The sequence below is a fragment of the Chitinibacter tainanensis DSM 15459 genome, assembly GCF_000429785.1.
GTDB lineage: Bacteria > Pseudomonadota > Gammaproteobacteria > Burkholderiales > Chitinibacteraceae > Chitinibacter > Chitinibacter tainanensis.
This window is the reverse complement of the sequence record NZ_AUCN01000009.1, coordinates 412886-437406: the sequence shown is the minus strand read 5'-3', so window position 1 is coordinate 437406 and position 24521 is coordinate 412886. Positions and strand designations below refer to the sequence as shown.

Genomic DNA, 24521 nt, shown 5'->3' with positions numbered 1-24521 from the left:
ATGGATTTAGCCGTCTTCATCAAAGAAACCTTGCGCACCTTGCTGCTACCGCCGGGCAGTTTATTACTAATCATGGCGGTTTGCCTCGCCTTGCCTGCGCGCTGGGCCAGGCCCGCCCGGCTTGGCTTGATCAGCGCCGTGCTTGGGCTATATGCCTTGAGCACGCCCTTGGTCGCACAGAGTTTATTTCGCCTGGTTGAGCCGCCGGCACTAATCAAAAACCTAGCCGGCATGGATCAGGCGCAAGCGATTGTCATTCTGGGTGGGGGCAAACGCTTTGCCGCCCCCGACGTGGTGGAAGGCGAAACCATCAATAATGTCACGCTCGCCCGAGTACGCTATGGCGCCCGGATTGCGAAAGTCAGTGGTTTACCGGTGCTGGTGTCGGGTGGCGCGCCGCTTGGTGGCGCCAGCGAGGCGCACTATATGCGCCAAGCGCTGCATGAATATGGCGTGGATGTACGCTGGGTGGAAGGCGGCTCGGTCGATACCACGGAGAATGCTGCACTCAGTGCCCAATTACTCGGTCCGCAAATCCGGCAGATTATTCTGGTGACTTCCGCCGACCATATGCCACGTGCCGCGCGCAGCTTTCGGCAGCAGGGCTTTGAAGTGTTTACCGCCCCCACCGATTACCCGAATCGCGAACCCTTTAATCTGACGGCATTGCTCCCCAAAGCCAGCGCCTTGCAGCTCAGTAGCACCGCATTCCGGGAGCTATTAGGGCAACTGTGGTACGCACTGCGTGGGCAGTAAGGGTATACCCACAAATACATTGATTTAAAATGCCCCCGGAGGAATACCCTACCCGTGTATTTGTGCGGCACCCCATCGCTGCCCAGCTTAATCCAACGGAAAGTCAGGATTCCACGCCACTTCCCATAAATGCCCGTCCGGATCGGCAAAATAGCCCGCGTAGCCGCCCCAGCTGGTGGCTTGCCCGGGTTTGCTCAGCTGCCCACCGCCGGCGGCGGCTTGCGCCAGTAATGCATCCACTTCGGCTGGGCTGCGCACATTGTGAGCCAGCGCCACACCGCGAAACCCTTGCCCTGCCGCCGGCACGCCCGCATCGGCGGCCAAGAGCTCAGTTGGGTACAGCGCCAAACACACAGGGCCTAGCATAAAAAAAGCCACTTCAGGCAGTATGCGCTTGGGAGTCAAGCCCAAAGTATCGCGGTAAAAGGAAACCGCAATCGCCAAGTCGGCGACCCCCAGGGTGACAAAACTCAGCCTCGCTTCCATCAGCCGAATTTAGAAGCGGCCTGCCGGCGCGGCTGGCTTTTTGGCGAGTTCGTACACCGTTTTGCCCTGCAATTTGAAGAACTCGGCAGCGTGGTAGAGATTTTCCGAGTGCCCCACATACAGCAGACCTTCCGGTTTCAAGAGCGGCGCGAAGCGCTGCAGGATCTTAAACTGGGTGTCTTTGTCGAAATAAATCATCACATTCCGGCAGAAAATGGCATCCAATGGGCCGCGAATCGACCAATTGGGCTCGATCAGATTCAGGCGGCGGAAGGTGATCATTTCACGCAATTCCGGCTTGAGCTGAAAACGGCCATCGCTTAGCTGGGTAAAAAAGCGGCTAACGCGCGGCGCGCCCATTTTGCGCACTTCTTCCGCGGCATAAATACCCTGCCGCCCAACTTCCAGCACATTGGTATCCAGATCAGTGGCGAAAATTTTGACCGGTGGGCGCAAGCTATCGAAGGCTTCACAGGCAGTAATCGCCAGCGAATAGGGCTCTTCGCCGGTGCTGGAAGCAGAACACCAGATATTGAAGGTACCGCCGGGCTTTTGGCTTTTTAGGTAGCGATTCAAAATCTCAAAATGATGCGCCTCGCGGAAAAACGAGGTGAGATTGGTGGTCATGGAATTGGTAAACAGCTCCAATTCTTTCGGGTCACCCTTTTCCAGTACCTGCAGGTATTGCTGAAAGGTTTTCAGATTCAGCGCGCGCAACCGTTTGGCCAAGCGCCCATACACCATATCGTGCTTGGATTCGGAGAGCGCGATACCGGCATAGTTGTAAATTAATTTGCGCACCTTTTCGAAGTCGGCATGGGTAAATTCAAATTCTCGATGAAGTGGCAACATGGCAAGCCCTAGGTTCACGCAATGATTACAGAATAGACCAAACTCAAATGTCCAGCCCGCTTACAGCTTGAGATCACGCCAGATCGCATCAATCCGCGCCACGGCGGCCGGATCACGCTCAATCACCCGGCCCCACTCGCGACTGGTTTCACCCGGCAGCTTATTGGTCGCATCCAAGCCCATCTTGCCACCCAAGCCAGAAATGGGGCTGGCGAAATCCAGATAATCAATCGGTGTATGCTCCACTAGCGTAGTATCGCGCACCGGATCCATCCGCGTGGTAATCGCCCAGATCACTTCTTTCCAATCGCGGCAATCCACATCATCATCCACGATCACGATGTATTTGGTGTACATAAACTGGCGCAAGAACGACCACACACCAAACATCACCCGTTTGGCATGACCCGGATATTGTTTTTTGATCGACACAATCGCCATCCGATAGCTGCAACCTTCGGGCGGCAGATAAAAATCGACGATTTCGGGAAATTGCTTTTGCAAGATCGGCACAAACACTTCGTTCAGCGCCACGCCTAAAATCGCGGGCTCATCCGGTGGTTTGCCGGTGTAGGTGCTGTGGTAAATCGGATCGGGGCGGCTGGTGATGCGCTCCACCTCAAAGACCGGAAACCAATCCTGCTCGTTGTAGTAGCCGGTATGGTCGCCATACGGGCCTTCCAGCGCATGCAGAAAGCCATTCACTTCTTTTAGCGGCACGCCATGCTCAGACACACCGCTATAGCCTGTGTCGCAGGGTTTCAACATGCCTTCGAGCACAATTTCGGCCGTGGCTGGCACTTGCAGGTCTGAGCCAATACACTGCACCAACTCGGTCTTACTACCGCGCAACAAGCCGGCAAACTGATATTCACTGAGCGTATCGGGTACGGGCGTTACCGCGCCCAAGATCGTTGCTGGATCGCAGCCCAGCACTACGGCCACCGGATACGGCTTGCCCGGGTTTTGCTTGGCATGCTCGCGAAAATCCAGCGCACCGCCGCGATGCGCCAGCCAGCGCATAATCACTTGGTTTTTGGCTATCACCTGCTGGCGATAAATGCCCAGATTCTGCCGTTTTTTATTTGGCCCACGAGTGACCACCAAGCCCCAGGTAATCAGCGGCGCCACATCGCCCGGCCAGCAATGCTGGATCGGAATCTGCCCCAGATCGACATCGGGGCCTTCGATAATGACTTCTTGGCAAATGCCTTTGCGCACTTCTTTCGGCGCCATATTGAGCACTTGCTTCAACAGCGGCAGCTTCTCCCACGCATCTTTCAGACCTTTGGGTGGTTCAGGCTCTTTAAGATAAGCCAGCGTTTGGCCAATTTCGCGCAGCGCACTGGTGTCTTGCGCGCCCATGCCGAGTGCAACACGCCGTGGCGTGCCGAATAAATTGCCGAGCACCGGCATACGGTAGCCAGGTATATTCTCGAACAATAGCGCTGGCCCGCCTTGGCGCAAGATACGGTCACAAAGCTCGGTCATTTCTAATTTGGGCGAGACTGGCAGCTGCACCCGTTTCAATTCACCCTGCGCTTCCAGCTGCTGGATGAAATCACGTAAATCACGATATTTCATGAAATTTCCTGCAAAAAAAACGCCCGGACCAGCGGGCGTTGAGCGGCAAATGCGGCGGGTTTAGCGCACTTCGGCCAGCGTCATGGTACTGGTAAAGCGCGCGCCGGCAGCTATTTCAAGCGCATTATCAAAGACATCACCGCGTTCAACACAGACAAAGCCTTGCATATTGGCGCCCACATCGGCCATCTGCACCGCGTATTCACCCGGGTTCCACACCACGGCGCTATGCGCGCTGCTGGTAATTTGGATCGAACGGTCGCCATCAACAATCGTTTGCACCGCTGGCACATCCAGATACACCCGATCAGTACTACCACTCAGTTGCAAGACACCTTCTTGCTTAAGGCGGCGCACTTCACCAAGCGTATCGATGTAGGTCAGATTCTCCAGCCCATGAATCGGCGACTGGGTATAGTCCGCGACATTAAAGTAGGTATGGAAAGCGTAGGTAAACGGTGCCGGGGTATTGCTCAGGTTATCGACCCGCAAAGTCAGTGTGAGTTCAGTGCCTACATCCACTTGCAGCTCGAATTTAAATTCATGCGGCCATTGCTGCAGGGTTTCAGCAGTATGCGCCAGAGTCAGCACCACTCGGGTTGCACCGTTGGCCAGCTGTTCGGCACTGGCGAGAGTCCAATCCATGGTGCGGGCAAAGCCATGCGATGGCAAACCGGCCGGATGGCCACCAAACCAAGGCATACACAGCGGAATTCCCCCACGTACGGCTTTGTCGTCGGCGAATTTCGCCAGTGGCGACACCCACAGCAACTCTTTACCGCCAGCCGGGATAAACGACAGCAGATGCGCACCTTGCAGTGCCAAAGTAGCACGCCCCAGTTCGTTCTCAATGGTGACCAGCGGCAAACCATCGCCGTGATGATCAAATAGATCGGCAGAAGGGATAACGGCAACACCGGTTACATTGGCCAGCACAGCGGTGAAATCAGATGCATTCATGGGGCTACTTCCTCGTTAAGCTGGGCTTATTTTAAAGCAATCTAGGCTGGGCTTACAGCGGTTGCGGATAATTTACTGCGTCGGATCAAGGCTTAATGTGGCACCGGCAAATTGCGCGGCGGCACGCCCTCGATACTTCGTTCCGGATCAAACCAGCGCGAGAGCCATTTAAAGGTACGCCGCCAGGCATCGCTGGCCGCCTCAGGGTCGGCCAAGACATCTAGGGCTAAATGATTACGCGGCAGATTCAAGGCCTCACGGCTTGCCTGCTCGGGGTTAAGGTCAAAATCATGCCGCACGCCCGGGTAGGTCACCACGTGAAAGAGGCTTTGCCCTGAAGCTTGCGCCAGCTCGCTGCAATGGGCGCTCGGAGTAAGATTATCGTGTTCGCCGGCCAATAGCAGTGTTGGCGCCGCGACCCGATACTCCCTCCCCAGTAATGGCTTGCAGGCGGGATAAAATAAGGCGGCCGAGCGAATACCCGGCGATTTACGATTCAGCAGCGCCAGTGTCGCCGTGGCGCCCTGATCCCACGCCACCACGGCAATGCGCTTGGCATCGATCTGCGGACGTTTTTTTAGCCAGCTAATCGCGGCCGCCAACTCGTTAGCGCGCGCATTCATCGCCGCTTTCTGCCGGGCCAACTGCTGGGGCTGACAGCTAAGTTTGGCTTTTGCCTGCGGGATCAGCACCGCAAAATCCAGTTCCTGCAGCTGGCTCGCGATGCGCTCATAGCGCAGCCCAATATCACCTTCTTTATTCAGCAGACCACCACAGCCGTGCAAAATAATGACGGCCGGAGCACCATAGCGATTGGCAGCCTGAAATTCAGCTTTGAGTTTACCGTTACCATAAGGGATCGCTACGGACGCCGCTTGCGCAGCGCCACAGAGCAGGCCAAGGGCCAAACCAGCCAATTTCATCAGGAAATCAATCGCACAATAAAGGGAAAACGATGCTCAAGCCCTTTGCTGGCATTCATTGCCCCCAGCACGCAGCCCACCACGCCAAGCAGATAATAGGCGCCCACCGCCAGCCACAAGATCCCCATGAGCAGCCAGCCCAGAATCGGAATAAACAACAGCACGCCATTCAGCACCGAAATTGCCGCCGAGCCTAGCAGAAAACAAATCGACCAATTCAGTGTTTCACGCGCAGCACTCAGCACAAAACGATCATCTTTTTTCGCGATAAAACCCACCAAGCCGGGCAGTAAGGGGCAGAAAATGGTGAGGATATAAATCAACACAGCCAAATTACGTGAATCGCTGCTTGGCGCATCATGCGGGATGTACTCTTGCATGCAGAAGTCTCGGGAAGGAATGGCAAAGGCTTGCACAAGGGGCTCAATTCTACGCGCCTGAGCTGTCATGCTCAATCAGCCAGCGCTTTAATTTCACTTCATTCGCGCCAATCATCCGCAGCGCACTGGCAAAAACCAAGGATATGCACTAAACCGGCTATGCAAGCCATGGTTGCAATGCAACAAATGCCACAGATTACCAAGCGGGGATGGTCATGAGTGACACAATCGACTGTGCGATGGACGAATTCGGCGTAATTCGCCTGCAACTCAAACGGCCAGAAGTCTGTCATGCCATTAATGAAATTATGGTCGCCGAGCTCAGCGCCACCCTGACCGCGCTAGGGCAAAATGAACGAGCCCGGGTGCTGATCTTGAGCGGTGGCCCGCAGCATTTTTGCGCCGGAACCGATGAACACTGGATCGCCCAAGGGTGTAGCGCCAGTGCCGATCATAATTTTGAAGACGCCCTGAATATTGCCCGCCTGCTGCGCATCCTTGATCGCCTGCCCTTTCCGACTATAGCGCTGGTCGATGGGCCAGCCATTGGCCTCGGCTGCGGTCTGATCGCCTGTTGCGACCTGATCGTGGCCACAGCCCGCAGTCGTTTTGCGGTACCAGATGCCCGCCTAGGCTTAATCCCGGCCGTCTACGGGCCCTATCTGATCAACAAAATCGGCAGTAGCGCAGCACGACGGTTTTTTCTCACCGGTGAGCAGTTTGACGGCAAGGCAGCGCAGCGCATCGGATTAATCCATGAGGTACATCCTGATCATGCGACAGCACATCAGCAAGTAGAACAATGGTGTGCGCATATTTTGCGCAATAGTCCGCATGCCCTCACGGCTTGCAAGCGCTTGATAACGTCGGTGGAGCATCGCCCGATTGATGACGCCATGATTTCTGATACGGCACACCGTATGGCCCACATCCGCAGCCATGAAGAAGCGGTAGAGGGGATTCGCGCTTATCTTCAAGCCAGTACACCCGCTTGGGCAATAAAAAACCCGGCCTAGGCCGGGTTTTTTGTCAGCGGCCAATTACTCGGCGGCTTTGCTGAATTGCTTGCTGTATTTCACGCTGATTTCTTTCTTCAGCGCTTCCAAATACGCATTCATCTCAACCTGACCATACATACGGGCCAGATTTTCATCGAGCTGGAATTTGTTCTGCGGGCTGAGCTCAGGTGCAGCGATGGTTTTGCCCACTTTATACAGCACATAACCTTTACCCGGTACTGCCGCACCGACGAAGGCTGGCTTTTGATTGCCATCCACCTTAAAGATCGCCTTCAGATCAGCTTCCGCCACGCCAGGTGCTGCCAAGCGGCTAAACTGCTGCACCTCGCCCCAGGCCAGCGCCACCTCTTGGCCAGCTTGCAGCGCTTTGAGTTTGGCCTGACCATCAGCCGCCGCCAGTTTCAGCGCCTTTTCGTTTTTCAGTTGCGCAGCGATCTGGGCACTCACATCGGCCAAAGGCTGAGTTTGCGCAGGTTTGTGCTCGACCACCCGAGCCGAAATCAGCTTGCCATTGGCCAGTTCAATGGCTTCTGAATTGTGCTTTTTCTTCAGCACATCATCACTGAAAATCGCTTCCAGCAGTTTCGGGTTTTTCAAGCCTTCGTCTTTGCTCGCTTCACGGCTCAGCCAATCACTTTTCTCGATCTTGAGTTTGAGCTCATCGGCCACCGGCTCGAGGCTATCGGCTTGCTGGTAAACCAGTTCACCAAACTTCTCCGATTGCACTTGGAACGCGGCTTGGGCTTTGTCCATTTTCAGCTTGTTTTCGATCGTAGGCTTCAGATCAGCCAGCGTAGCGCCCTTGATATCATCCAGCTTCAAAATATGGAAGCCAAACTCGGTCTCAACCACGCCACTGAGTTGGCCCTTTTGCAGTTTGAAAGCCGCTTCTTCAAACGGTTTTACCATCGCACCGCGCGCAAAAAAGCCCAAATCACCACCATTCGCAGCCGAGCCTGGGTCTTGCGATTTGGCTTTGGCTAATTCAGCAAAGCGGGCTGGATTGGCTTTGAGTTCGGCCAAAATTTGTTCAGCCTGCTGGCGTACTTTGGCTTTTTCATCAGCCTTCATGTCCTTCGGGGCATTCAGCAGGATATGGCTGACTTTGCGCTCTTCTTTGGCCAATTCAGATTTGTGCGCCTCGAAGTATTTCTGGATTTCTTCTTCGCTCACGGCTTGCGTGGCCGCCAGATCACTCTGCGACAGAATCACGTACTCCAGCTTAACTTGCTCAGGGGCTTTAAACTTGGCCAGGTTGCTATCGTAGTATTGCTTGATCTCAGCGCCAGATGCTGTCGCCTGAGCCAGATATTGTGCGGGCGCCAAAACGACTTGGTTGACTTCACGCTTTTCGCCCATCAGCTGATTCAAGCGTTGCAGTTGGGCATTCGAGGCAAAGCCAGTCTGCATCAAGCCATCCATCAATTGGCGCAGTACCAGATCTTTTTTGACTTTCTCTTCAAACTGGGCTGGCGACATTTGCTGCGAGGCCAGCAATTCTTGATAGCGTTTGGCGTCAAACTTGCCATCGACCTGGAAAGCAGGAATTGCAGCAATCGCATCGCGCAATACCGCATCCGGCACAGTGAGGCGCAGCTTGTTGGCTTGCTCACTGAGCAAATGTTGGCGAACGAGTTGCTCAACGACCATAGGCTTCATTTCATTGGGAATCGCTTGATTACCAATGGCCTCGGCCAATTCACGCTGAGTAATCGGTGTTTTACCGACCTTCGCCAAGTAGTTATCGCCTTGGCTCATCGCTTCATAACCGCTAAAACCAATCCCAACCACCAAACCTACGGAGATCATCCCCAAGATCACCTGCACGGCGGTTTTATTATTGTGTACAAAATCAAACATGGAAGACCGACTCCTGCTTTACATGCGGCATATCATGCCAGATTGCTTGCAGCCTGTCTGTAAGAGAAGCAATGATTGGCAGGAAAACAAAAGGGCAAACACAGTGTGTTTGCCCTAAAGCTTTGGCGGAGTGGACGGGGCTCGAACCCGCGACCCCCGGCGTGACAGGCCGGTATTCTAACCAACTGAACTACCACTCCTTGGCGAGTCTGTCATTGTGACGACTGCAGACTACAAAATTACTGCACCGCGTCTTTCAGTGATTTACCAGCGCGGAATTTTGGCTGTTTCGCCGCAGCGATCTTGATTGATTCGCCAGTGCGTGGGTTACGACCAGTGCGCTCTTCGCGCTCTGATACATAGAAAGAACCAAAACCAACCAGCGTCACTTCTTGACCACTTTTGAGCGCGTTGGAGATCGCTTCTACGGTTGCATCCAGCGCTTTACCAGCTGCGGCTTTTGACAGGCCAGCTGATTCAGCGATTGCGTCGATGAGTTCCGATTTATTCACTTACATCCCCTTTCAATTTTGATTAGACCAATCCGGTTGGTAGATTGCTTAATGTTTATATCAAGACCGCAAAATCAGTGTCAATCAATGCTTGACGCTGTGTTGGTTTGTATCAACGCTTGCTACCGGCAAGGATTCTTCCCCGGCAGTACTGGCTGGCGCTGCTTCTGGCAGTCGCTCCAGCGCATAGCTGAGCACCTCATCAAACCACTTGACGGGGTGAATAGCAAGCCCTCGTTTCACGTTATCAGGGATTTCACTCAGGTCTTTGGCATTTCCATCCGGAATCAGCACGTGTTTGATGCCACCACGGTGCGCTGCCAGCAGTTTTTCCTTTAGGCCACCGATAGGCAATACCTCGCCGCGCAGCGTAATTTCACCGGTCATGGCCACATCACAACGCACGGGTATACCCGTCAACACCGATGTCAGCGCCGTCGCGATGGCTATACCCGCCGATGGGCCATCTTTTGGTGTAGCGCCTTCAGGCAAGTGGATATGCATATCATTTTTCTGGTAGAACTCGGGATCAATCCCCAAGCTTACCGCTCGTGAACGCACGACCGAGAGTGCAGCCTGGATCGATTCCTGCATCACATCACCGAGCTTACCGGTTTGGATCATCTTGCCTTTGCCCGGCAATTTCACCGTCTCGATCGTGAGCAATTCACCACCGACCTCAGTCCAGGCCAAGCCCGTCACCTGACCGATTTGGTTTTGCTGTTCGGCCATCCCAAAGTCAAAACGCCGCACGCCTAGGTATTTCTCCAGGTTTTTGGCATTCACCACGATCTTTTTGTCGCTTGGCTTCAGTAGCAAAGCCGTTACTACCTTACGACAAATCTTGGCTACTTCACGATCCAAGCTACGCACACCGGCTTCACGAGTGTAATAGCGGATAATGTCGCGCACGGCCGATTCACTAATCTGCAGTTCGCCCTCTTTCACGCCGTTATTCTTCATCTGCTTGGGCACCAGGTACTTCAGCGCGATGTTCACTTTTTCATCCTCGGTGTAACCCGAAAGACGGATGATTTCCATCCGATCCAGCAGCGGAGCCGGGATATTGAGCGAATTGGCGGTGGCAACAAACATCACATCCGAGAGGTCATAATCAACCTCGAGGTAGTGGTCGCTAAACGAATGGTTTTGCTCAGGGTCCAATACTTCCAATAGCGCCGCAGATGGGTCACCACGGAAATCACTACCCAGTTTGTCCACCTCATCCAGCAAGAACAGCGGGTTTTTCACGCCCACCTTGGTCATGCTTTGCAAAATTTTGCCGGGCATAGAGCCAATGTAAGTGCGACGATGCCCGCGGATTTCCGCTTCATCTCGTACCCCACCCAGCGCCATACGCACGAATTTACGGTTTGTCGAGCGCGCGATGCTCTCCCCCAGCGAGGTTTTCCCCACCCCTGGTGGCCCAACCAAGCACAGTATCGGACCTTTAAGCTTTTCAACGCGGGTCTGTACCGCCAGATACTCAACAATGCGCTCTTTTACTTTTTCCAGACCATAGTGATCTGCATCCAGCACGGTTTCAGCTTCGGTCAGGTCTTTGCTGATCTTGGTTTTTTTCTTCCAAGGCAATGCCAGAATGGTATCGATGTAATTGCGCACCACCGTCGCTTCAGCCGACATAGGCGACATCATGCGCAGTTTTTTCAACTCGCCTTCAGTCTTTTCGCGCGCTTCTTTGCTCATACCCGCGGCTTTGATGCGTTTTTCCAGCTCATCCAGATCCGCGCTCTCATCAAGCTCACCCAGCTCTTTCTGAATGGCCTTGACCTGCTCATTGAGGTAATACTCGCGCTGGCTTTTCTCCATCTGGCGTTTGACTCGCCCACGGATGCGTTTTTCCACCTGCAGAATATCCAGCTCAGCTTCGAGTTGCTTCAGCAGATGATCCATGCGTTCGGCAACATCTTCCATCTCCAGCACGGCTTGCTTTTGCTCCAGCCTAAGGGGCAAATGTGCAGCGACGGTATCGGCCAAACGGCCCGCGGTATCAATCCCAGCCAACGATGACAAAATCTCAGGCGGGATTTTTTTATTCAGTTTGACGTATTGATCGAATTGCCCCAGCAAGGTGCGGCGCATGGCCTCGGTTTCATTGCTGTCTTCTGCAGCTGGCTCTTGCGGAATCGCCACCACGCGGTAATAGCCGTCGTCGTCAACCAGCTCCAGCACTTTGGCACGCTGCACCCCTTCAACCAGCACTTTCACCGTACCATCTGGCAGCTTAAGCAATTGCAATACCGTGGCGACGGTACCAATCGGATAAACGTCCGCAAAGGTTGGCTCGTCTTTGGCGGCGTTTTTCTGTGCCACCAACAGAATATGCTTACCAGAATCCATGGCAGCTTCGAGTGCCTTGATCGATTTGGGGCGTCCCACAAACAGTGGAATCACCATATGCGGAAACACCACCACATCCCGCAAAGGCAACACAGGGAATGAAGTCGTTTCTGAAGGCAGTAATGAATGCTCGGACATGTTTTATGACCTAGTCAGGGATATAAGACTCAATATGTGGCTTCTTGGGCGTTTATTCAATCACCCGCCACAAAATAGATACACCCAGCCTGATGCATGCACAGGCTGGGTGTCTAGCTTAGGAATTAAACTGCAGCAGAATCAGCCGCAACCGGCACGTATTCAGGCTGGGCTTTTCCAGCAATCACTTCCGGGGTAACTACCACTTTAGCTACACCTTCCATCGCCGGCAGCTCAAACATGGTATCCAAGAGCGTTTGCTCGACAATCGAGCGCAAGCCGCGCGCTCCGGTTTTACGCTCCATCGCCTTGCGGGCAATGGCAAGCAAGGCTTCAGCGCCGATATCCAGCTCGACTTCTTCCATCGCGAACAGTTTTTGGTACTGTTTGATCAGGGCATTTTTCGGCTCAGTCAGAATTGAAATCAGTGCAGCTTCATCGAGCTCGGCCAAGGTGGCCACTACTGGCAGACGACCAACAAACTCAGGAATCAAACCAAAGCGAATCAGATCATCGGGCTCCACTTCGTGCAGCAGTGCACCAATTGATTTGCTATCGTCCTTGCTATTTACCTCAGCCCCAAAACCAATACCGCCCTTCACCGAGCGATTGCGAATGATCTTGTCCAGTCCTTCAAACGCACCGCCACAAATGAACAAGATATTGGTGGTATCCACCTTTGGCATATCCTGATTCGGATGCTTGCGGCCACCATGTGGCGGCACCGAAGCGACAGTACCTTCAACGAGCTTCAGCAAGGCCTGCTGCACGCCCTCACCAGATACATCGCGGGTGATCGATGGGTTTTCTGATTTGCGGGCAATTTTGTCGACTTCATCCAGATAAACGATGCCGCGCTGCGCTTTCTCAACGTCGTAATCGCATTGCGCCAACAGTTTGGCGATGATGTGCTCAACGTCCTCACCCACATAGCCCGCTTCGGTGAGCGTAGTGGCATCGGCAATCACAAACGGCACATCCAGCGTTTTAGCCAGGGTCTGCGCCAGCAGGGTTTTACCTGAGCCAGTTGGGCCAATCAGCAGAATATTGGATTTGGCCAGCTCCACTTCATCACCGGCAACCCCTTTGGTTGAAAGGCGTTTGTAGTGGTTATACACCGCCACGGCGAGGATTTTCTTGGCGCGCTCTTGGCCGACCACATACTGATCGAGCACATCGCGAATTTCGGTCGGCAGTGGCAAACGTTTGCCATTTGGCGTGGTTGGCTCAAGCTCGGTCACCTGCGCAGCTTCTTCGCGGATTACATCCGTGCAAAGCTCGATACACTCGTTGCAGATAAAAACTTGTGGGCCGGCGATCAGTTTTTGCACTTCATGCTGGCTTTTGCCGCAGAACGAGCAATACAGGAGTTTATCGTTGGATTTATCTGACATAGACAGCCAATTCCGCGTTAATTCATTCAGAGAAACAAAAGCCGCCAGGGGTGCTGGCGGCCTTTTAGGGTCTGACTTACTGGTTAACCTGCCAGCGCGGCTCGTGAAACCAGTACCTGATCCACGAGGCCGTAGGCTTTGGCTTCTTCAGCATTCATGAAGTTATCTCGATCCGTATCGCGCTCGATCGTTTCGAGATTCTGGCCGGTATGCTCAGCCAGCAATTCATTCAAAGTCCGTTTGGTCTTCAGCAATTCACGGGCATGAATCTCGATATCGGAAGCTTGCCCTGCCAAACCACCAATCAGTGGCTGGTGAATCATGATTCGAGAATTAGGCAGCGAGAAACGCTTACCCTTTGCACCACCCGACAGCAAGAATGCGCCCATCGAGGCCGCCATACCCACACACAAAGTCGAAACATCAGGCTTGATGAACTTCATGGTGTCGTAAATGGCCATCCCGGCGGTTACCGAGCCACCTGGCGAATTGATATAGAGCGAGATGTCCTTGTCTGGATTTTCTGACTCGAGGAACAGCAGCTGTGCCACGATCAGATTCGCCATCTGATCATTGACCGGGCCCACCAAAAAGATCACCCGCTCTTTGAGCAAACGCGAATAGATATCGTAGGCGCGCTCACCTCGGCCGCTTTGTTCCACGACCATCGGCACCAAGCCAATATTGTGCGGATCAAAATCCATCAATGACATCTCCACAGACTAGACAGAAAGATCAAGCTTATTGCTGACCCATCAACTCGTCAAATGCAATTGCTTGCTCTGTAACTTTGGCTTTTGAAAGCACGAAGTCAACTACGTTGTCTTCCAGCGCCATATTGGTTGGTGCAGCCAGACGCTCTGGGCTCGCGTAGTACCAAGCCACCACTTCAGATGGATCTTCGTAGTTTTGCGCCAGATCTTCAACGATGGCTTTCACTTGCTCTGGCTTAGCTTCCAGCTTTTCAGCTTTCACCAGCTCAGACAGAGTCAGGCCAAGATGCACGCGGCGTTTAGCTTGGGCTTCAAACAAAGCTGGGTTGAATGGCACCATTTTTGGATCGATGCCGCGCGCTTGCATATCCGCTTGCGCACCTTCAACCAGACGGCCGATCTCCATTGATACCAGTGATTTTGGCAATTCGATTGGCGTCGCATCAATCACGGCACTCAGCGCTGTTTCTTTCACGCGGGCTTTCAGACGGAAACGTACTTCACGCTCCAGATTGGCTTTCACTTCTTCGCGCATTTTAGCCACATCGCCATCAGCAATGCCCAGGCTCTTCGCAAATTCAGCATCTACTTCTGGCAGTTGGGCCGCAGCCACGTTTTTCACCGTGATGGCAAATACTGCTGTTTTACCAGCTACATCTTTACCGTGGTATTCCGCTGGGAAGTTCACAGTAACGTCTTTGCTCTCGCCTTCTTTCATGCCCACTACACCAGCTTCGAATTCTGGCAGCATCTGACCTTTACCGATCAGGAAGGCATAGTTTTCAGCGGCACCGCCAGCAAACTCAACGCCATCAATCGCGCCTTTGAAGTCGATGATTACGCGATCACCTTCAGCAGCAGCACGCTCTACGCGCTCGTAACGGGTACGTTGGCTACGCAGGATATCAACGGTTTTGTCGACTTCAGCATCGCTCACAGTCAGGGTTGGCTTTTGCAGCTCAACACCGCTCAAATCCCCCAGCTTCACTTCTGGATATACTTCGAAAGTCGCTACGAATTCGAAATCGCCGCCTTCAGTGCCCTCTTTAGGCTCGAAGCGTGGGTAGCCTGCTACTTGCAGGTTTTGCTCAACCACGGCTTGACCAAATGAACGCTCAACGGTTTCACCCAGCACTTCTTCCTGAATACGGAAACCGTAATTCTGGAAAACCACTTTCAGCGGTGCTTTGCCTGGACGGAAGCCGTCGATCTTGGCAGTTTTAGCAACGCGCTTGAGGCGGGCGTCAACTTGTTTGCTGATTTCGTCGCGTGGTACTGAAATAGACAGGCGACGCTCTAGCGTGCTCAGAGTTTCCAGTTGTGCTTGCATGACCAGTAATCCTCACAGGTGCTCCGGATGGAACCACCCGGCATAGACTTGGATGTAACTTTAATTTGAAAAGAATTCGATGGTGCGAGCGGAGAGACTCGAACTCTCACACCTTGCGGCGCTGGAACCTAAATCCAGTGCGTCTACCAATTTCGCCACGCTCGCTTTTTAAGCCGTTACAGATAATAACGACTGAAATGTCTAGGTGCGCACTATAGAGCATGCTTGGCAAAAAAACAATCAATAGCGTTAAAAATCTTTCCATGAGTCGCGGTAATGCTGCGCTTGACGCAAGTGCGCATGGCAAAGCGCGTCAGGCCTCGTTTATACTCGCGGATAACCCTAACCCGCTTGCAATGCATTGAGGCACGCCATGAAAAAGATTGAAGCCATCATCAAACCATTCAAACTCGATGAAGTGCGCGAAGCGCTGTCTGAGCTTGGCATCTCCGGCCTCACGGTCACCGAGGTCAAAGGTTTTGGCCGTCAAAAAGGCCACACCGAGCTGTATCGCGGCGCGGAATACGTAGTGGACTTCCTGCCCAAGGTAAAAATCGAAGTAGTGCTATCAGATGATCAAGTCGACACCGCGATCGAAGGCATCATCAAAGCCGCGCACACTGGCAAGATTGGCGATGGCAAAATTTTCGTGAGCCCGGTTGAACATGTAGTGCGGATTCGTACCGGCGAAACCAACGATCAAGCGGTGTAATCTCGCCGCTGGCTGGCAATAAAAAACGGCCTTAATGGCCGTTTTTTATTGCGCCTTGCTTGGCTTAATCTGCCAGCACCAAGCCGGCCTGCGCCACACGCGACCAATCAAGCGCGGCATCCAGCGCATCGGCCAGCCGGTCGATTTCTCGCTCGAGCAATACGTGGGCATTGGGCACTGCGCTGGGCGCCAGCTGGTAACCCGCCCACGCCAGCAGTGATTGCAGTGCGGCCGGCTCGTCAAAGAGGCCATGCAAATACGTGGCGATAATCTGCCCATCGGGCGACACCCAACCATCCTGGCGACCATCATCCAGCGCAGCAAAACGCGGCCATTCGGGCTGGCTTGCAGCACACCATGTCGAGTGGCCAACGTGGATTTCGTAGCCTTTGATGGGCGCCTGATTAGCCAGCAGCTGCCCCGCTACATTGAGCAACTGCTTTTCGGCCTCTAATTCGGTTGCTATAGGTATATGCCCCAAACCATTGGCGGACATAGCCCCCGACTCAATACCCTGTGGGTCAGCAATCGTCTCGCCCAAGATTTGCAGCCCACCGCACACACCAATCACCTTCCCGCCATAGCGCAAATGCCGCGCGATTTGCTTATCCCACCCTTGCGCGCACAAATGCGCCAAATCGCCCAGCGTGTTTTTGCTGCCGGGGATAATCAGCAAATCGCATTCGGGCAAGGGCTGATTCGGATTGGCGAACTCGCAGCGCACATTGGGTAAGCGGCGCAGCGGATCGAAATCGGTGTGGTTCGAGATATGCGGCAAGGTGGCGATGACGATACGAAACTCACCGTCGGCATTCGCTACGGTTTTAGGTAGCGCGTCTTCAGCGGCAATTTCAAGTCCATGCAAATACGGCACCACCGCCAGCACCGGCTTGCCGGTTTTTTCTTCCAGCCAATCGCAGCCCGGCTGCAGCAAACTAATATCGCCGCGAAAACGATTGATGATAAAGCCCTTAATCCGCACCTGCTCCGACTCGCTCAAGCAGGCCAGCGTGCCGACAAAATGCGCAAACACGCCGCCGCGATCAATATCCGCCACCAGCCACACCGGGCAATCGGCCTCTTCGGCAAAGCCCATATTGGCAATATCGCCTTGGCGCAGATTGACTTCGGCCGGGCTTCCCGCGCCTTCGACGATCACCCAGTCGTATTGCGCCGCCAAGCGGCCCCATGATTCAAACACCGCGCGTTTGGCCGTGGTTTTGTAATCGTGATAATCCACCGCATCCAGATTACCGATGGATTTACCTTGAATAATCACCTGCGCGCGGCAATCGCTCGATGGCTTGAGCAGCACCGGATTCATATCGGTATGCGCGGCCAAACCACACGCGACCGCTTGCACCGCCTGCGCCCGACCAATCTCGCCACCATCCTCGGTCACCGCCGAATTGAGCGCCATATTTTGCGGCTTGAACGGCGCAACTTTGACGCCACGGCGCACCAGCAAACGGCACAGCGCAGCGGTTAAGGTCGATTTACCTGCATCGGACGTGCAGCCTTGAATCATCAGCGTGGGCATGATTTTTCCAGAGGGTATCTGGCTGTAGACTATATCAATTAATAGCTACAGCCACATACCCTTATTGATTGTCGAGCAGGAATTGCTTTTGCGTGGCGACAAAGTCTGCCAAGTGCGACAGAAACGGCGCATGGGCGGCTTTGTGATGCAGCCGAAATTGCGCCTGAGGCAGGGCATTGGCCAGCCACATGCCCGCCGCCAGCGGCGTCAGCGTATCGCGATCGCCGTATTGCAGCAGCACCGGGCAATCGACTTTGACCACTTCGGCGCGCAAATCGGTATCGCGCAGGATATTCAGGCCATCAGCCAGATGCGCGAGTTTTGGCTCACCGTGTTTGAATAAATCGGCGAGCAATTCGCGCGTCACTTCGCGTGCGCTGGCGTCGCCCATTGCTTGCAGGCTGATAAAGCGTTTCAGCGTGCCCTGCCAGTCGGCTTGCAAACTCGCGGCAAATTGCTCGAGCACTTTTTGCGCCATCGCCGGTTGCCAATCTGGGCGTTGCATAAAGCAGGGGCTAGAGGCGACCAGCGTCAGCGAGCGCACTTTATCGCGTTGCTGCAGCGCCCATTGCGTTGCCACCGCGCCGCCGAGCGACCAGCCCACCACCTGCACCGGAAACGGAAACGCCGCATCGACGGCATCCACCATCGCTGGCAAAGTCAGCGTGGCGTCGTCGGCTAGTTTGCTGCCGCCATGCCCGGGCAAATCGACAATATGCAGACAAAAATCGTTTTCCAGCTCACGCGCCACCGCCTGCCACACCGAGCCATTCATCGCCCAACCGTGCAACAGCACCACATCGGGGCCGCGGCCCCGCGTTTCAATCTGCAAATCCATACTCTCAGCCATGAAAAATTAAGACGCCACCTGCAAAAGCTGCCGCAGCGCGGCGTGTTGCGCAGCACTTAAGCGCTCGCCCGCCAGCGCTACGGTCTGCAGCCCCAGCTCGCGATAGACCGGGTGCAAGGGCTGGGGCAAGACCGCGAGGTGCGCCGCCACGGTGCGGTGATCGCCCCGCACAATCGGGCCGGTTAGCGCCGCGGCAGGCCCCAAGGCGGCGATATTGTGGAGCGTTTGCTGCATCAGGCTGGCAATCAGCACCTGTGCCACAGGCTGATCTAGCCCGGCCTGAGTAGCGACCTGCTGCGCCAGCGCCGCTAACGTAACCTGAAAATTCGACGCCATACTGAGCGCGGCATGATACGCCTGTTTGCGCTGCGCGCCATCGGCGGCCGACAAGTAGATGCTCTGCCCGCCCAGCGCCTGCGTAAACATATCCAGCGCCGAGAGCGCCGCTGGCGCGCCCTCGAGCGTGCAAAAGCTACCTGCAAACGTGGCCACCGCGCGCGCGGGGTCGGCAAAAGAAAAAGCCGGGTGCCAGCTAGCACAATGCGCGCCTTGCGCCGCCAGCGGTGCAAGTTGATCGGCCGCCAGCGCACCGCTAGCGTGAAACACCACCGCCCCCGCATTCACCACGCCTGCTTGGGCCAACTCGGCGGCCACGCTGGCAATTGCGCCATCGGGCACGGCCAGTAGCCACAAATCAGCCGGTGGTAAAGCGCTCAGTTGCGCGGCCGCTTGACCTGCACCAATCCACTGGCAAGCGGCAGCACTGCTCACCAAGCTGCGTGAGTAAATGCCAGCCAGAGCATACCGCCCGCTTTGCTGGGCCAGCTGTGCAATACTTTTCCCTAAGCGGCCAGCACCAAGCAGATTGAGCGTCAGCATGCGGCCGCCTTTGGCTGCGCAAGTAGGACCCGCCCAATCTCGGTACACAGGAAAGCCACTTCTTCGGCCGTATGCGCGGCCGATAGCGTCACGCGCAGCCTTGGCGTGGGCACAGTGGGTGGGCGAATGGCTGCCACCAAAATCCCAGCCGCCAACAATGCCTGCGACAAAGCCAAGGCCGTCGTGTTATCGGCCACAATGATGGGCTGAATGGCGGTATCTGAGGGCAATAGCTCGCAGCCTGCCCCCGCTAATTCAGTCGCAAAAAACTGTTTGAAATAACGAATATGCGCCTGCAGCCGCTCGCGCCGGGCCTCGTCTTGCTCGATGACATCCAGACTGGCGTGTAATGCGCAAGCCAACAGCGGCGGCGCGGCGGTGGTATAAATATACGCCCGGGCGGTATTGATCAGATAATCAATCACCACCTGCTCTGCAGCGATATACGCCCCTGCCACCCCGGCGGCTTTACCCAGCGTGGCCATATAAATAATCCGCGGCGAGGCTAGCCCCAGCTCGGCCAAGCTGCCACGCCCCTGCCCCAGCACCCCAAAGCCGTGCGCGTCATCCACATACAGCACCGCATCGTAGCGTTCCGCCAAATCCAGATAGGCTGCCAGCGGAGCCAGATCGCCATCCATGCTAAACACCGCGTCCACGGCAATCAGCTTGCGCGCCGCGCTGGAGCTGGCCAACAGGCGCTCCAGCTGCGCCACATCATTGTGTGCAAAGCGCTTGAATTCTGCCCGTGCGAGCTGACAGGCATCATTGAGCGAAGCATGATTGAGCTTATCGGCAAATACCGCATCGCCGCGCCCCACCAGCGCCGAAATCACCGCCAGATTAGCCATAAATCCAGTCGAGACCAAAATCGCCGCGGGCTTGCCGCTGAACTCAGCCAAGCGTTTTTCCAAAGTATGCTGTGGCGTGAAATGCCCGGTGACCAAGTGCGCGGCGCCACTCCCCACCCCCCAAGCCAGCGCCCCCTGCTGGGCGGCCGCCACCACAGCCGGGTGGTTGGCCAAGCCCAGATAATCATTGCTGCAAAAATTGAGCACCGTGCGGCCATCGTGCAGGCGCACGTGCGCGCCTTGCGGGCTGGCCAGCTGGCGGCGTTCGCGCCACAAATGCTGGGCGCGGCGCTGCGCTAGCGTGTCTTCCAGCTCGGCAAATAGAGAAATCGTCGACATAGGCGGGCCATTCATTCAGGGTGTCGCATTATTTTAACGGAACCATCCAGTGGGTCGATAATCAATCTGCATAGCGGCAGCACAATTATTACCGTTGCAGCAGTGCGGGAAAAACATGATTTATTGTTTCTGGTCATACGATGAACCGCCCCAGTACCGGCTATTTAAGATATGATGCCACCTTCTGAAAAATAGCGATTTCATGCCCTGCATTTATAAACGTTCGTTTGAATTTGAATGCACTAAGTGATGGGCTGAAGCAGTGGATTGAGTTGAATGAAGTGTGTTGATGATTTTCGCCTGACATTTAAAAACCCTGCAGGCGGCGAGGAAAAATACGTACCGATCATGATCGGCGGCATGGGCGTGGATATTTCCACCGCCGATCTGGCTCTGGAAGCCTGCCGCCTAGGTGGGATTGGCCACATCTCCGATGCGATGATCAAAACGGTAACCGATCGCCGCTACAACACCAAATACGTCAAAGAAAAGCTCAAGAAATACAAATTCAACGTCAACAACAGCGATAAATCCGTAGTTCAGTTCGATCTGGATGAGCTGGCGGTAGCCACTCGCCTGCATGTCGAAGCGACCATGGAGCGCAAACAAGGCGATGGTCTGATTTTCATCAATTGCATGGAAAAGCTGACCATGAACGCGCCCAAAGAAACCCTGCGCGTGCGCATGGCCGCGGCGCTGGATGCCGGCATTGATGGCATCACCCTGGCCGCCGGTTTGCACCTGGGTTCATTCAGCCTGATTGAAGATCACCCACGTTTCCGCGAAGCCAAACTGGGCATCATCGTGTCTTCAGTACGTGCGCTGCAGCTGTTTATTAAAAAATCGGCCAAGACCAATCGCCTGCCCGATTACGTGGTGGTAGAAGGCCCGCTGGCGGGCGGCCACCTTGGCTTTGGCATGGATTGGGCCGAATTCAAACTCGAAGACATCGTGGCCGAAGTCGTGGCCTGGATCAAAGAGCAAGGCTTCGACATCCCGGTGATTGCCGCTGGTGGCGTTTTCACCGGCGCAGACGCCGTGCGTTTTCTGGAAATGGGCTGTGGCGGCGTGCAAGTGGCCACCCGCTTTACCGTAACCAAAGAATGTGGCCTGCCTGATGATGTGAAACAGGAATACTTCAAAGCCTCGGAAGAAATTATTGAAGTGAACCAGATTTCACCAACGGGCTACCCAATGCGGATGTTGAAAAACACCCCGGCCATTGGTTCCGGCATCCGCCCCAATTGCGAAGCTTATGGCTATTTGCTGGATGCCAACGGCAGCTGCTCGTATATTCAGGCCTATAACAAGGTACTGGAAGAAAATCCGGATGCGAAAAAAATCTCGGAAATCCACGTTTACGAGAAAACCTGCCTGTGCACCCACATGCGCAATTTCGATTGCTGGACATGCGGCCATTACACTTACCGCCTCAAAGACACCACTAACAAATTGCCAGACGGTCGCTACCAATTGCTAACCGCCGAGCATGTGTTTAAAGATTATCAATTCAGCAAAGGCAATACGATTGCCTTGCCAGAGCTAGACGAAAGTGCGGTTTAATCCACGCCAAAAAAGAAAAACCCGCTTTTGAGCGGGTTTTTTATTGCCAATAATCAGTACAAAGCCACGCGAGGCAATGACTAAAGTTTTAGCTTAAGCTCGCCCATCAACTACAGTGGCATGAACCTATGCTCACACTAGCACGGGCACCTTGCAAAGCACAGCATCGCGCTCAAGGCCTTCCAGCGCCAGCAAACGTACAATCGCGATCACACTCAAAATAGCCATCTCTAGGGGTATCAAGCTGCAACGCAATATCTACAAAAACTTCAGCCCAATACCCCCTAAAAAAACCGATCAAGCTACTGCAACGACTTCACGGTCTTTTGCCAACACCGGCTCCAATGAAGCCAAATCTGCCGCGCACAAAGGTAGGCGCAATTCATTGCTGGCGATCCGCCCTTGGCGATGCATAATCGCCTTCGCAGGGATTGGATTGGCGGCTAAGAATAGTGTTTCGGATGCAGTGCGCAGCAGATCCCCAATTGCTTCACCTGCCAAGCCCTGCTGCACCCAGTGCGCCACTTGCTGTGGCCACACATTGCTCGCCACCGACACCAGCCCGGCGGCGCCCAGTTTAGCGTGTTCGGCAAACAGCACATCGTCGCCTGAATACCAGGCAATGCTTGGGAAAGCAGTTTTAAGCTCAGCAAACCGCACTGCATTGCCGCCCGACTCTTTGACCGCCCAGCAATTGCGGTGGGCAACCAGGCCGGCAAGTGCAATATCCGACAGCGGCACACCCGCGCGCGATGGAATGTTGTAGAGCATACAGGGCTTGCTTACCGCATCCAGCAAGGCGCTAAACCAGCGGCGCTGGCCTTCGGCGCCCGGTTTGGCATAAATGGGCGTGACCAGCAAATACGCCTGTACCGGCAGCGTTTCGCAAAAGGCCAGCCATTCAAGCTGACTGGCCAGATCAAGCCCGCCCACACCCACCATGATCGGGACCTGTAAATTCAAGCTACAGGCATGAGTGAGCACGGCTTTACGCTCGGCCAAAGTCAGATTGGCACCTTCGCCGGTCGAACCCAACAGCAATACCCCGGCCCCTGCGGCTTCCTGCTCGCGCAATAAACCCGTGAGGGCATTTAAATCCAGTGAGGTATCGGCAGCAAACGGCGTAATCAGGGCGGTCCACAGCGCGGTGTGGCGCGGATCGAGAGCGGTCGTCATAGGAATCTCCAATTCAAGACACAACGATTGGAGAGAGGAAAAGTGCGGTAATGACAGATGCGCCCCTGCGCATCTAAAGGCAGATCATCACCAAGAGCACTCCAGCACCCCAATGCGCGGCAAGGCACACAGCGGGCTACTGACAGTCCAGGGGATTCAGCCCCTGCAACCAGCACCGGTAAATCGCATGTTCAACGGTACTTCGGCCTTGCACCCCCTGGTACTGCGTCGCGGAAACATGCGTTTCTCGGCAGTACGACCTGGGCAAGGCGCCTCTCTTGTCGTTCAGAGCCGATATTGTCGCGGCGAGCACGGCGCTTTGTCAAACGCTGGTCATGCCAGCTATCCTAAGCCAAGCCAGTACCGGCATCTTGATGCAGATCGAAACTAGACTCTATGGCCGCCCAAATACTCCCACTAGCCCTGCGCGCCCAGCTGCTGCAGCAATTAGCGGCCGGTGAGCGGGCCGGCTTAGCCCTAAGCCAGACACTGGCCAACCTACACCTCCCCCCACCTCTGCACGCGGGGCTAGCCCAAGTGCAGCGAGCGATTGCCCGCGGGGAAACCCTGAGTCGAGCAGGCACGCGTGCCGGCTGGTTTAGCCCACCCATCGCCAGCCAGATTGCCGCAGGCGAAACCGCTGGCCGCTTGGCCGCCGTGCTGCAGCGGCTGGCAGCGCAGGAAAACCACTGGCTACTGTGCTGGCGCGAATGCCGCGCCCGGCTGGCGCTGCCGCTGTTGTTATTTTTGCTCAGTAGCCTACTCGCCCCCTTACCTGCGCTGGCCGCGGGCACCCTCAGCTTAGGCTCCGTCTTAATGGGTATATTGATAAAAGCATTGTTGATTATTGCCTTACTGTATATACCTTGGCGGGTATATACAGCTATCCGCAATGAGCAGCCACACGGGCACTGGCTACTGGCGGGGCTAATGCATATTCCAATTATCCAGCGCTATTTGTGGGATTACGTGCTGTGTCGCTGGCTCAACCATTGGGCGGGCCTCATTCAAGCGGGCATCGACCCGGCCAGCGCCAGCACCCACAGCCGGGTAAGCATGCCCCTACCCCAGTTGCAACGCGAGTGCTTGCAACTGAGCCAATTGCTACAGCAAGGCATGGCGATCAGCGTGGCGCTATTGCAGCTGGGCTGGCCATGGCCTGCCAGCACCATCAGTCGCATTACCGTTGCGGAGGCCAGCGGCACTCTGGCCGATTTGCTGCTAAATTTGGCCGCAGAAATGCAGCACCAGCAAAGCGCTCGCTTGCGCAGGCTGAGCCGCCTTATTCCGCGAGTACTGTATGTCTTGATTGGGGTAGGTATCGTGCGCGGCTTGCTGTAACG

22 protein-coding genes, 2 tRNA genes and 1 riboswitch are annotated in these 24521 nt (G+C 55.0%); of the genes, 5 read left to right on the top strand and 19 right to left on the bottom strand.

The features are described from left to right. Positions 1 to 756: a YdcF family protein gene (locus G482_RS0103265; RefSeq protein WP_028448828.1), complete on the top strand. Its 756-nt coding sequence runs from the start codon at positions 1 to 3 to the stop codon at positions 754 to 756. Positions 757 to 843: 87 nt separating this feature from the next. Here G482_RS0103265 and G482_RS0103260 read toward each other — a convergent pair whose 3' ends face one another. From G482_RS0103260 to G482_RS0103235, 6 genes are all read right to left on the bottom strand, one after another. Then, positions 844 to 1242, bottom strand: coding sequence for a VOC family protein (locus G482_RS0103260; protein ID WP_028448827.1), 399 nt, complete (start codon positions 1240 to 1242; stop codon positions 844 to 846). Between the two features lie 9 nt (positions 1243 to 1251). After that, positions 1252 to 2094, bottom strand: coding sequence for a CheR family methyltransferase (locus tag G482_RS0103255; protein ID WP_034618666.1), 843 nt, complete (start codon positions 2092 to 2094; stop codon positions 1252 to 1254). 60 nt (positions 2095 to 2154) lie between these two features. Next, the gene (gene ubiD / locus G482_RS0103250; protein ID WP_028448825.1) at positions 2155 to 3678 is read right to left on the bottom strand and encodes a 4-hydroxy-3-polyprenylbenzoate decarboxylase; all 1524 of its coding nucleotides are present in this window, start codon (positions 3676 to 3678) and stop codon (positions 2155 to 2157) included. Positions 3679 to 3738: 60 nt separating this feature from the next. Next, on the bottom strand, positions 3739 to 4638 hold the full coding sequence (locus G482_RS0103245; protein ID WP_051258678.1) for a D-hexose-6-phosphate mutarotase: 900 nt from the start codon (positions 4636 to 4638) through the stop codon (positions 3739 to 3741). A 92-nt stretch (positions 4639 to 4730) separates the two neighbouring features. Continuing rightward, positions 4731 to 5561: a dienelactone hydrolase family protein gene (locus G482_RS0103240; RefSeq protein ID WP_028448823.1), complete on the bottom strand. Its 831-nt coding sequence runs from the start codon at positions 5559 to 5561 to the stop codon at positions 4731 to 4733. After that, a complete protein-coding gene (locus G482_RS0103235) occupies positions 5561 to 5941 on the bottom strand; it encodes a DUF4870 domain-containing protein (RefSeq protein WP_028448822.1) in 381 nt (126 codons plus the stop codon). The genes G482_RS0103240 and G482_RS0103235 overlap by 1 nt, the downstream gene beginning before the upstream one ends. A 215-nt stretch (positions 5942 to 6156) precedes the next feature. On the opposite strand from G482_RS0103235, the gene G482_RS0103225 reads away from it, so the two are divergent. Further along, complete coding sequence (locus G482_RS0103225) at positions 6157 to 6957, top strand: enoyl-CoA hydratase-related protein (RefSeq protein ID WP_028448821.1); 801 nt, start codon at positions 6157 to 6159, stop codon at positions 6955 to 6957. Between the two features lie 24 nt (positions 6958 to 6981). Here G482_RS0103225 and G482_RS0103220 read toward each other — a convergent pair whose 3' ends face one another. The 8 genes from G482_RS0103220 to G482_RS0103185 all read right to left on the bottom strand — a co-directional run bounded on the left by G482_RS0103220 (position 6982) and on the right by G482_RS0103185 (position 15433). After that, the gene (locus G482_RS0103220) at positions 6982 to 8820 is read right to left on the bottom strand and encodes a SurA N-terminal domain-containing protein (RefSeq protein WP_028448820.1); all 1839 of its coding nucleotides are present in this window, start codon (positions 8818 to 8820) and stop codon (positions 6982 to 6984) included. A gap of 123 nt (positions 8821 to 8943) precedes the next feature. Continuing rightward, positions 8944 to 9020 (bottom strand) — tRNA-Asp (locus G482_RS0103215). A 39-nt stretch (positions 9021 to 9059) separates the two neighbouring features. Further along, positions 9060 to 9332, bottom strand: a complete 273-nt coding sequence (locus G482_RS0103210) for an HU family DNA-binding protein (protein ID WP_028448819.1) — start codon at positions 9330 to 9332, stop codon at positions 9060 to 9062. An 84-nt stretch (positions 9333 to 9416) separates the two neighbouring features. Next, positions 9417 to 11831: an endopeptidase La gene (lon, locus tag G482_RS0103205; protein WP_028448818.1), complete on the bottom strand. Its 2415-nt coding sequence runs from the start codon at positions 11829 to 11831 to the stop codon at positions 9417 to 9419. A 125-nt stretch (positions 11832 to 11956) separates the two neighbouring features. Further along, complete coding sequence (clpX, locus tag G482_RS0103200) at positions 11957 to 13225, bottom strand: ATP-dependent Clp protease ATP-binding subunit ClpX (protein ID WP_028448817.1); 1269 nt, start codon at positions 13223 to 13225, stop codon at positions 11957 to 11959. Positions 13226 to 13308: 83 nt separating this feature from the next. After that, positions 13309 to 13938: an ATP-dependent Clp endopeptidase proteolytic subunit ClpP gene (clpP, locus tag G482_RS0103195; protein WP_034618664.1), complete on the bottom strand. Its 630-nt coding sequence runs from the start codon at positions 13936 to 13938 to the stop codon at positions 13309 to 13311. 28 nt (positions 13939 to 13966) lie between these two features. Further along, positions 13967 to 15268 carry a trigger factor gene (tig, locus tag G482_RS0103190; protein ID WP_028448815.1) on the bottom strand — a complete coding sequence of 434 codons (1302 nt, stop codon included), beginning with the start codon at positions 15266 to 15268 and terminating at the stop codon, positions 13967 to 13969. 80 nt (positions 15269 to 15348) lie between these two features. Continuing rightward, positions 15349 to 15433, bottom strand: a tRNA-Leu gene (locus tag G482_RS0103185). 208 nt (positions 15434 to 15641) lie between these two features. On the opposite strand from G482_RS0103185, the gene G482_RS0103180 reads away from it, so the two are divergent. Then, the gene (locus G482_RS0103180; RefSeq protein ID WP_028448814.1) at positions 15642 to 15980 is read left to right on the top strand and encodes a P-II family nitrogen regulator; all 339 of its coding nucleotides are present in this window, start codon (positions 15642 to 15644) and stop codon (positions 15978 to 15980) included. A 64-nt stretch (positions 15981 to 16044) separates the two neighbouring features. Here the strand turns inward: G482_RS0103180 and G482_RS0103175 are convergent, their stop codons facing one another. The 4 genes from G482_RS0103175 to bioF all read right to left on the bottom strand — a co-directional run bounded on the left by G482_RS0103175 (position 16045) and on the right by bioF (position 20439). Beyond that, a complete protein-coding gene (locus G482_RS0103175; RefSeq protein ID WP_028448813.1) occupies positions 16045 to 17520 on the bottom strand; it encodes a cobyric acid synthase in 1476 nt (491 codons plus the stop codon). Between the two features lie 61 nt (positions 17521 to 17581). After that, positions 17582 to 18358 (bottom strand): pimeloyl-ACP methyl ester esterase BioH, encoded by a 777-nt coding sequence (bioH, locus tag G482_RS0103170; RefSeq protein ID WP_028448812.1) that lies wholly within the window; start codon positions 18356 to 18358, stop codon positions 17582 to 17584. Between the two features lie 18 nt (positions 18359 to 18376). Beyond that, entirely contained in the window at positions 18377 to 19249 is an 873-nt protein-coding gene (locus G482_RS0103165) for a Rossmann-like and DUF2520 domain-containing protein (RefSeq protein WP_028448811.1), read from the bottom strand. After that, positions 19243 to 20439: an 8-amino-7-oxononanoate synthase gene (bioF, locus tag G482_RS0103160; protein WP_028448810.1), complete on the bottom strand. Its 1197-nt coding sequence runs from the start codon at positions 20437 to 20439 to the stop codon at positions 19243 to 19245. The genes G482_RS0103165 and bioF overlap by 7 nt, the downstream gene beginning before the upstream one ends. A 276-nt stretch (positions 20440 to 20715) precedes the next feature. Here bioF and G482_RS0103155 point away from each other — a divergent pair, with 276 nt between their 5' ends. Beyond that, positions 20716 to 22002 carry a nitronate monooxygenase gene (locus G482_RS0103155; protein ID WP_028448809.1) on the top strand — a complete coding sequence of 429 codons (1287 nt, stop codon included), beginning with the start codon at positions 20716 to 20718 and terminating at the stop codon, positions 22000 to 22002. Positions 22003 to 22299: 297 nt separating this feature from the next. Here the strand turns inward: G482_RS0103155 and dapA are convergent, their stop codons facing one another. Continuing rightward, entirely contained in the window at positions 22300 to 23178 is an 879-nt protein-coding gene (gene dapA, locus G482_RS0103145; protein WP_028448808.1) for a 4-hydroxy-tetrahydrodipicolinate synthase, read from the bottom strand. 86 nt (positions 23179 to 23264) lie between these two features. After that, positions 23265 to 23464: riboswitch (Lysine riboswitch) on the bottom strand. A gap of 110 nt (positions 23465 to 23574) precedes the next feature. On the opposite strand from dapA, the gene G482_RS0103140 reads away from it, so the two are divergent. After that, positions 23575 to 24519, top strand: a complete 945-nt coding sequence (locus G482_RS0103140) for a type II secretion system F family protein (RefSeq protein ID WP_028448807.1) — start codon at positions 23575 to 23577, stop codon at positions 24517 to 24519. Positions 24520 to 24521 lie beyond the last annotated feature (2 nt).

Bases quoted from the DNA above. Each gene is read 5' to 3' on its own strand.
- dapA (WP_028448808.1), bottom strand. From the start codon at position 23,178: ATGACGACCGCTCTCGATCCGCGCCACACCGCGCTGTGGACCGCCCTG.
- G482_RS0103265 (WP_028448828.1), top strand. From the start codon at position 1: ATGGATTTAGCCGTCTTCATCAAAGAAACCTTGCGCACCTTGCTGCTA.
- G482_RS0103220 (WP_028448820.1), bottom strand. From the start codon at position 8,820: ATGTTTGATTTTGTACACAATAATAAAACCGCCGTGCAGGTGATCTTG.
- G482_RS0103175 (WP_028448813.1), bottom strand. From the start codon at position 17,520: ATGCCCACGCTGATGATTCAAGGCTGCACGTCCGATGCAGGTAAATCG.
- G482_RS0103225 (WP_028448821.1), top strand. From the start codon at position 6,157: ATGAGTGACACAATCGACTGTGCGATGGACGAATTCGGCGTAATTCGC.
- G482_RS0103165 (WP_028448811.1), bottom strand. From the start codon at position 19,249: ATGCTGACGCTCAATCTGCTTGGTGCTGGCCGCTTAGGGAAAAGTATT.
- G482_RS0103255 (WP_034618666.1), bottom strand. From the start codon at position 2,094: ATGTTGCCACTTCATCGAGAATTTGAATTTACCCATGCCGACTTCGAA.
- G482_RS0103235 (WP_028448822.1), bottom strand. From the start codon at position 5,941: ATGCAAGAGTACATCCCGCATGATGCGCCAAGCAGCGATTCACGTAAT.
- G482_RS0103240 (WP_028448823.1), bottom strand. From the start codon at position 5,561: ATGAAATTGGCTGGTTTGGCCCTTGGCCTGCTCTGTGGCGCTGCGCAA.
- lon (WP_028448818.1), bottom strand. From the start codon at position 11,831: ATGTCCGAGCATTCATTACTGCCTTCAGAAACGACTTCATTCCCTGTG.
- clpP (WP_034618664.1), bottom strand. From the start codon at position 13,938: ATGTCATTGATGGATTTTGATCCGCACAATATTGGCTTGGTGCCGATG.
- bioH (WP_028448812.1), bottom strand. From the start codon at position 18,358: ATGGATTTGCAGATTGAAACGCGGGGCCGCGGCCCCGATGTGGTGCTG.
- G482_RS0103140 (WP_028448807.1), top strand. From the start codon at position 23,575: ATGGCCGCCCAAATACTCCCACTAGCCCTGCGCGCCCAGCTGCTGCAG.
- tig (WP_028448815.1), bottom strand. From the start codon at position 15,268: ATGCAAGCACAACTGGAAACTCTGAGCACGCTAGAGCGTCGCCTGTCT.
- clpX (WP_028448817.1), bottom strand. From the start codon at position 13,225: ATGTCAGATAAATCCAACGATAAACTCCTGTATTGCTCGTTCTGCGGC.
- G482_RS0103180 (WP_028448814.1), top strand. From the start codon at position 15,642: ATGAAAAAGATTGAAGCCATCATCAAACCATTCAAACTCGATGAAGTG.
- G482_RS0103260 (WP_028448827.1), bottom strand. From the start codon at position 1,242: ATGGAAGCGAGGCTGAGTTTTGTCACCCTGGGGGTCGCCGACTTGGCG.
- G482_RS0103245 (WP_051258678.1), bottom strand. From the start codon at position 4,638: ATGAATGCATCTGATTTCACCGCTGTGCTGGCCAATGTAACCGGTGTT.
- bioF (WP_028448810.1), bottom strand. From the start codon at position 20,439: ATGTCGACGATTTCTCTATTTGCCGAGCTGGAAGACACGCTAGCGCAG.
- ubiD (WP_028448825.1), bottom strand. From the start codon at position 3,678: ATGAAATATCGTGATTTACGTGATTTCATCCAGCAGCTGGAAGCGCAG.
- G482_RS0103155 (WP_028448809.1), top strand. From the start codon at position 20,716: ATGAAGTGTGTTGATGATTTTCGCCTGACATTTAAAAACCCTGCAGGC.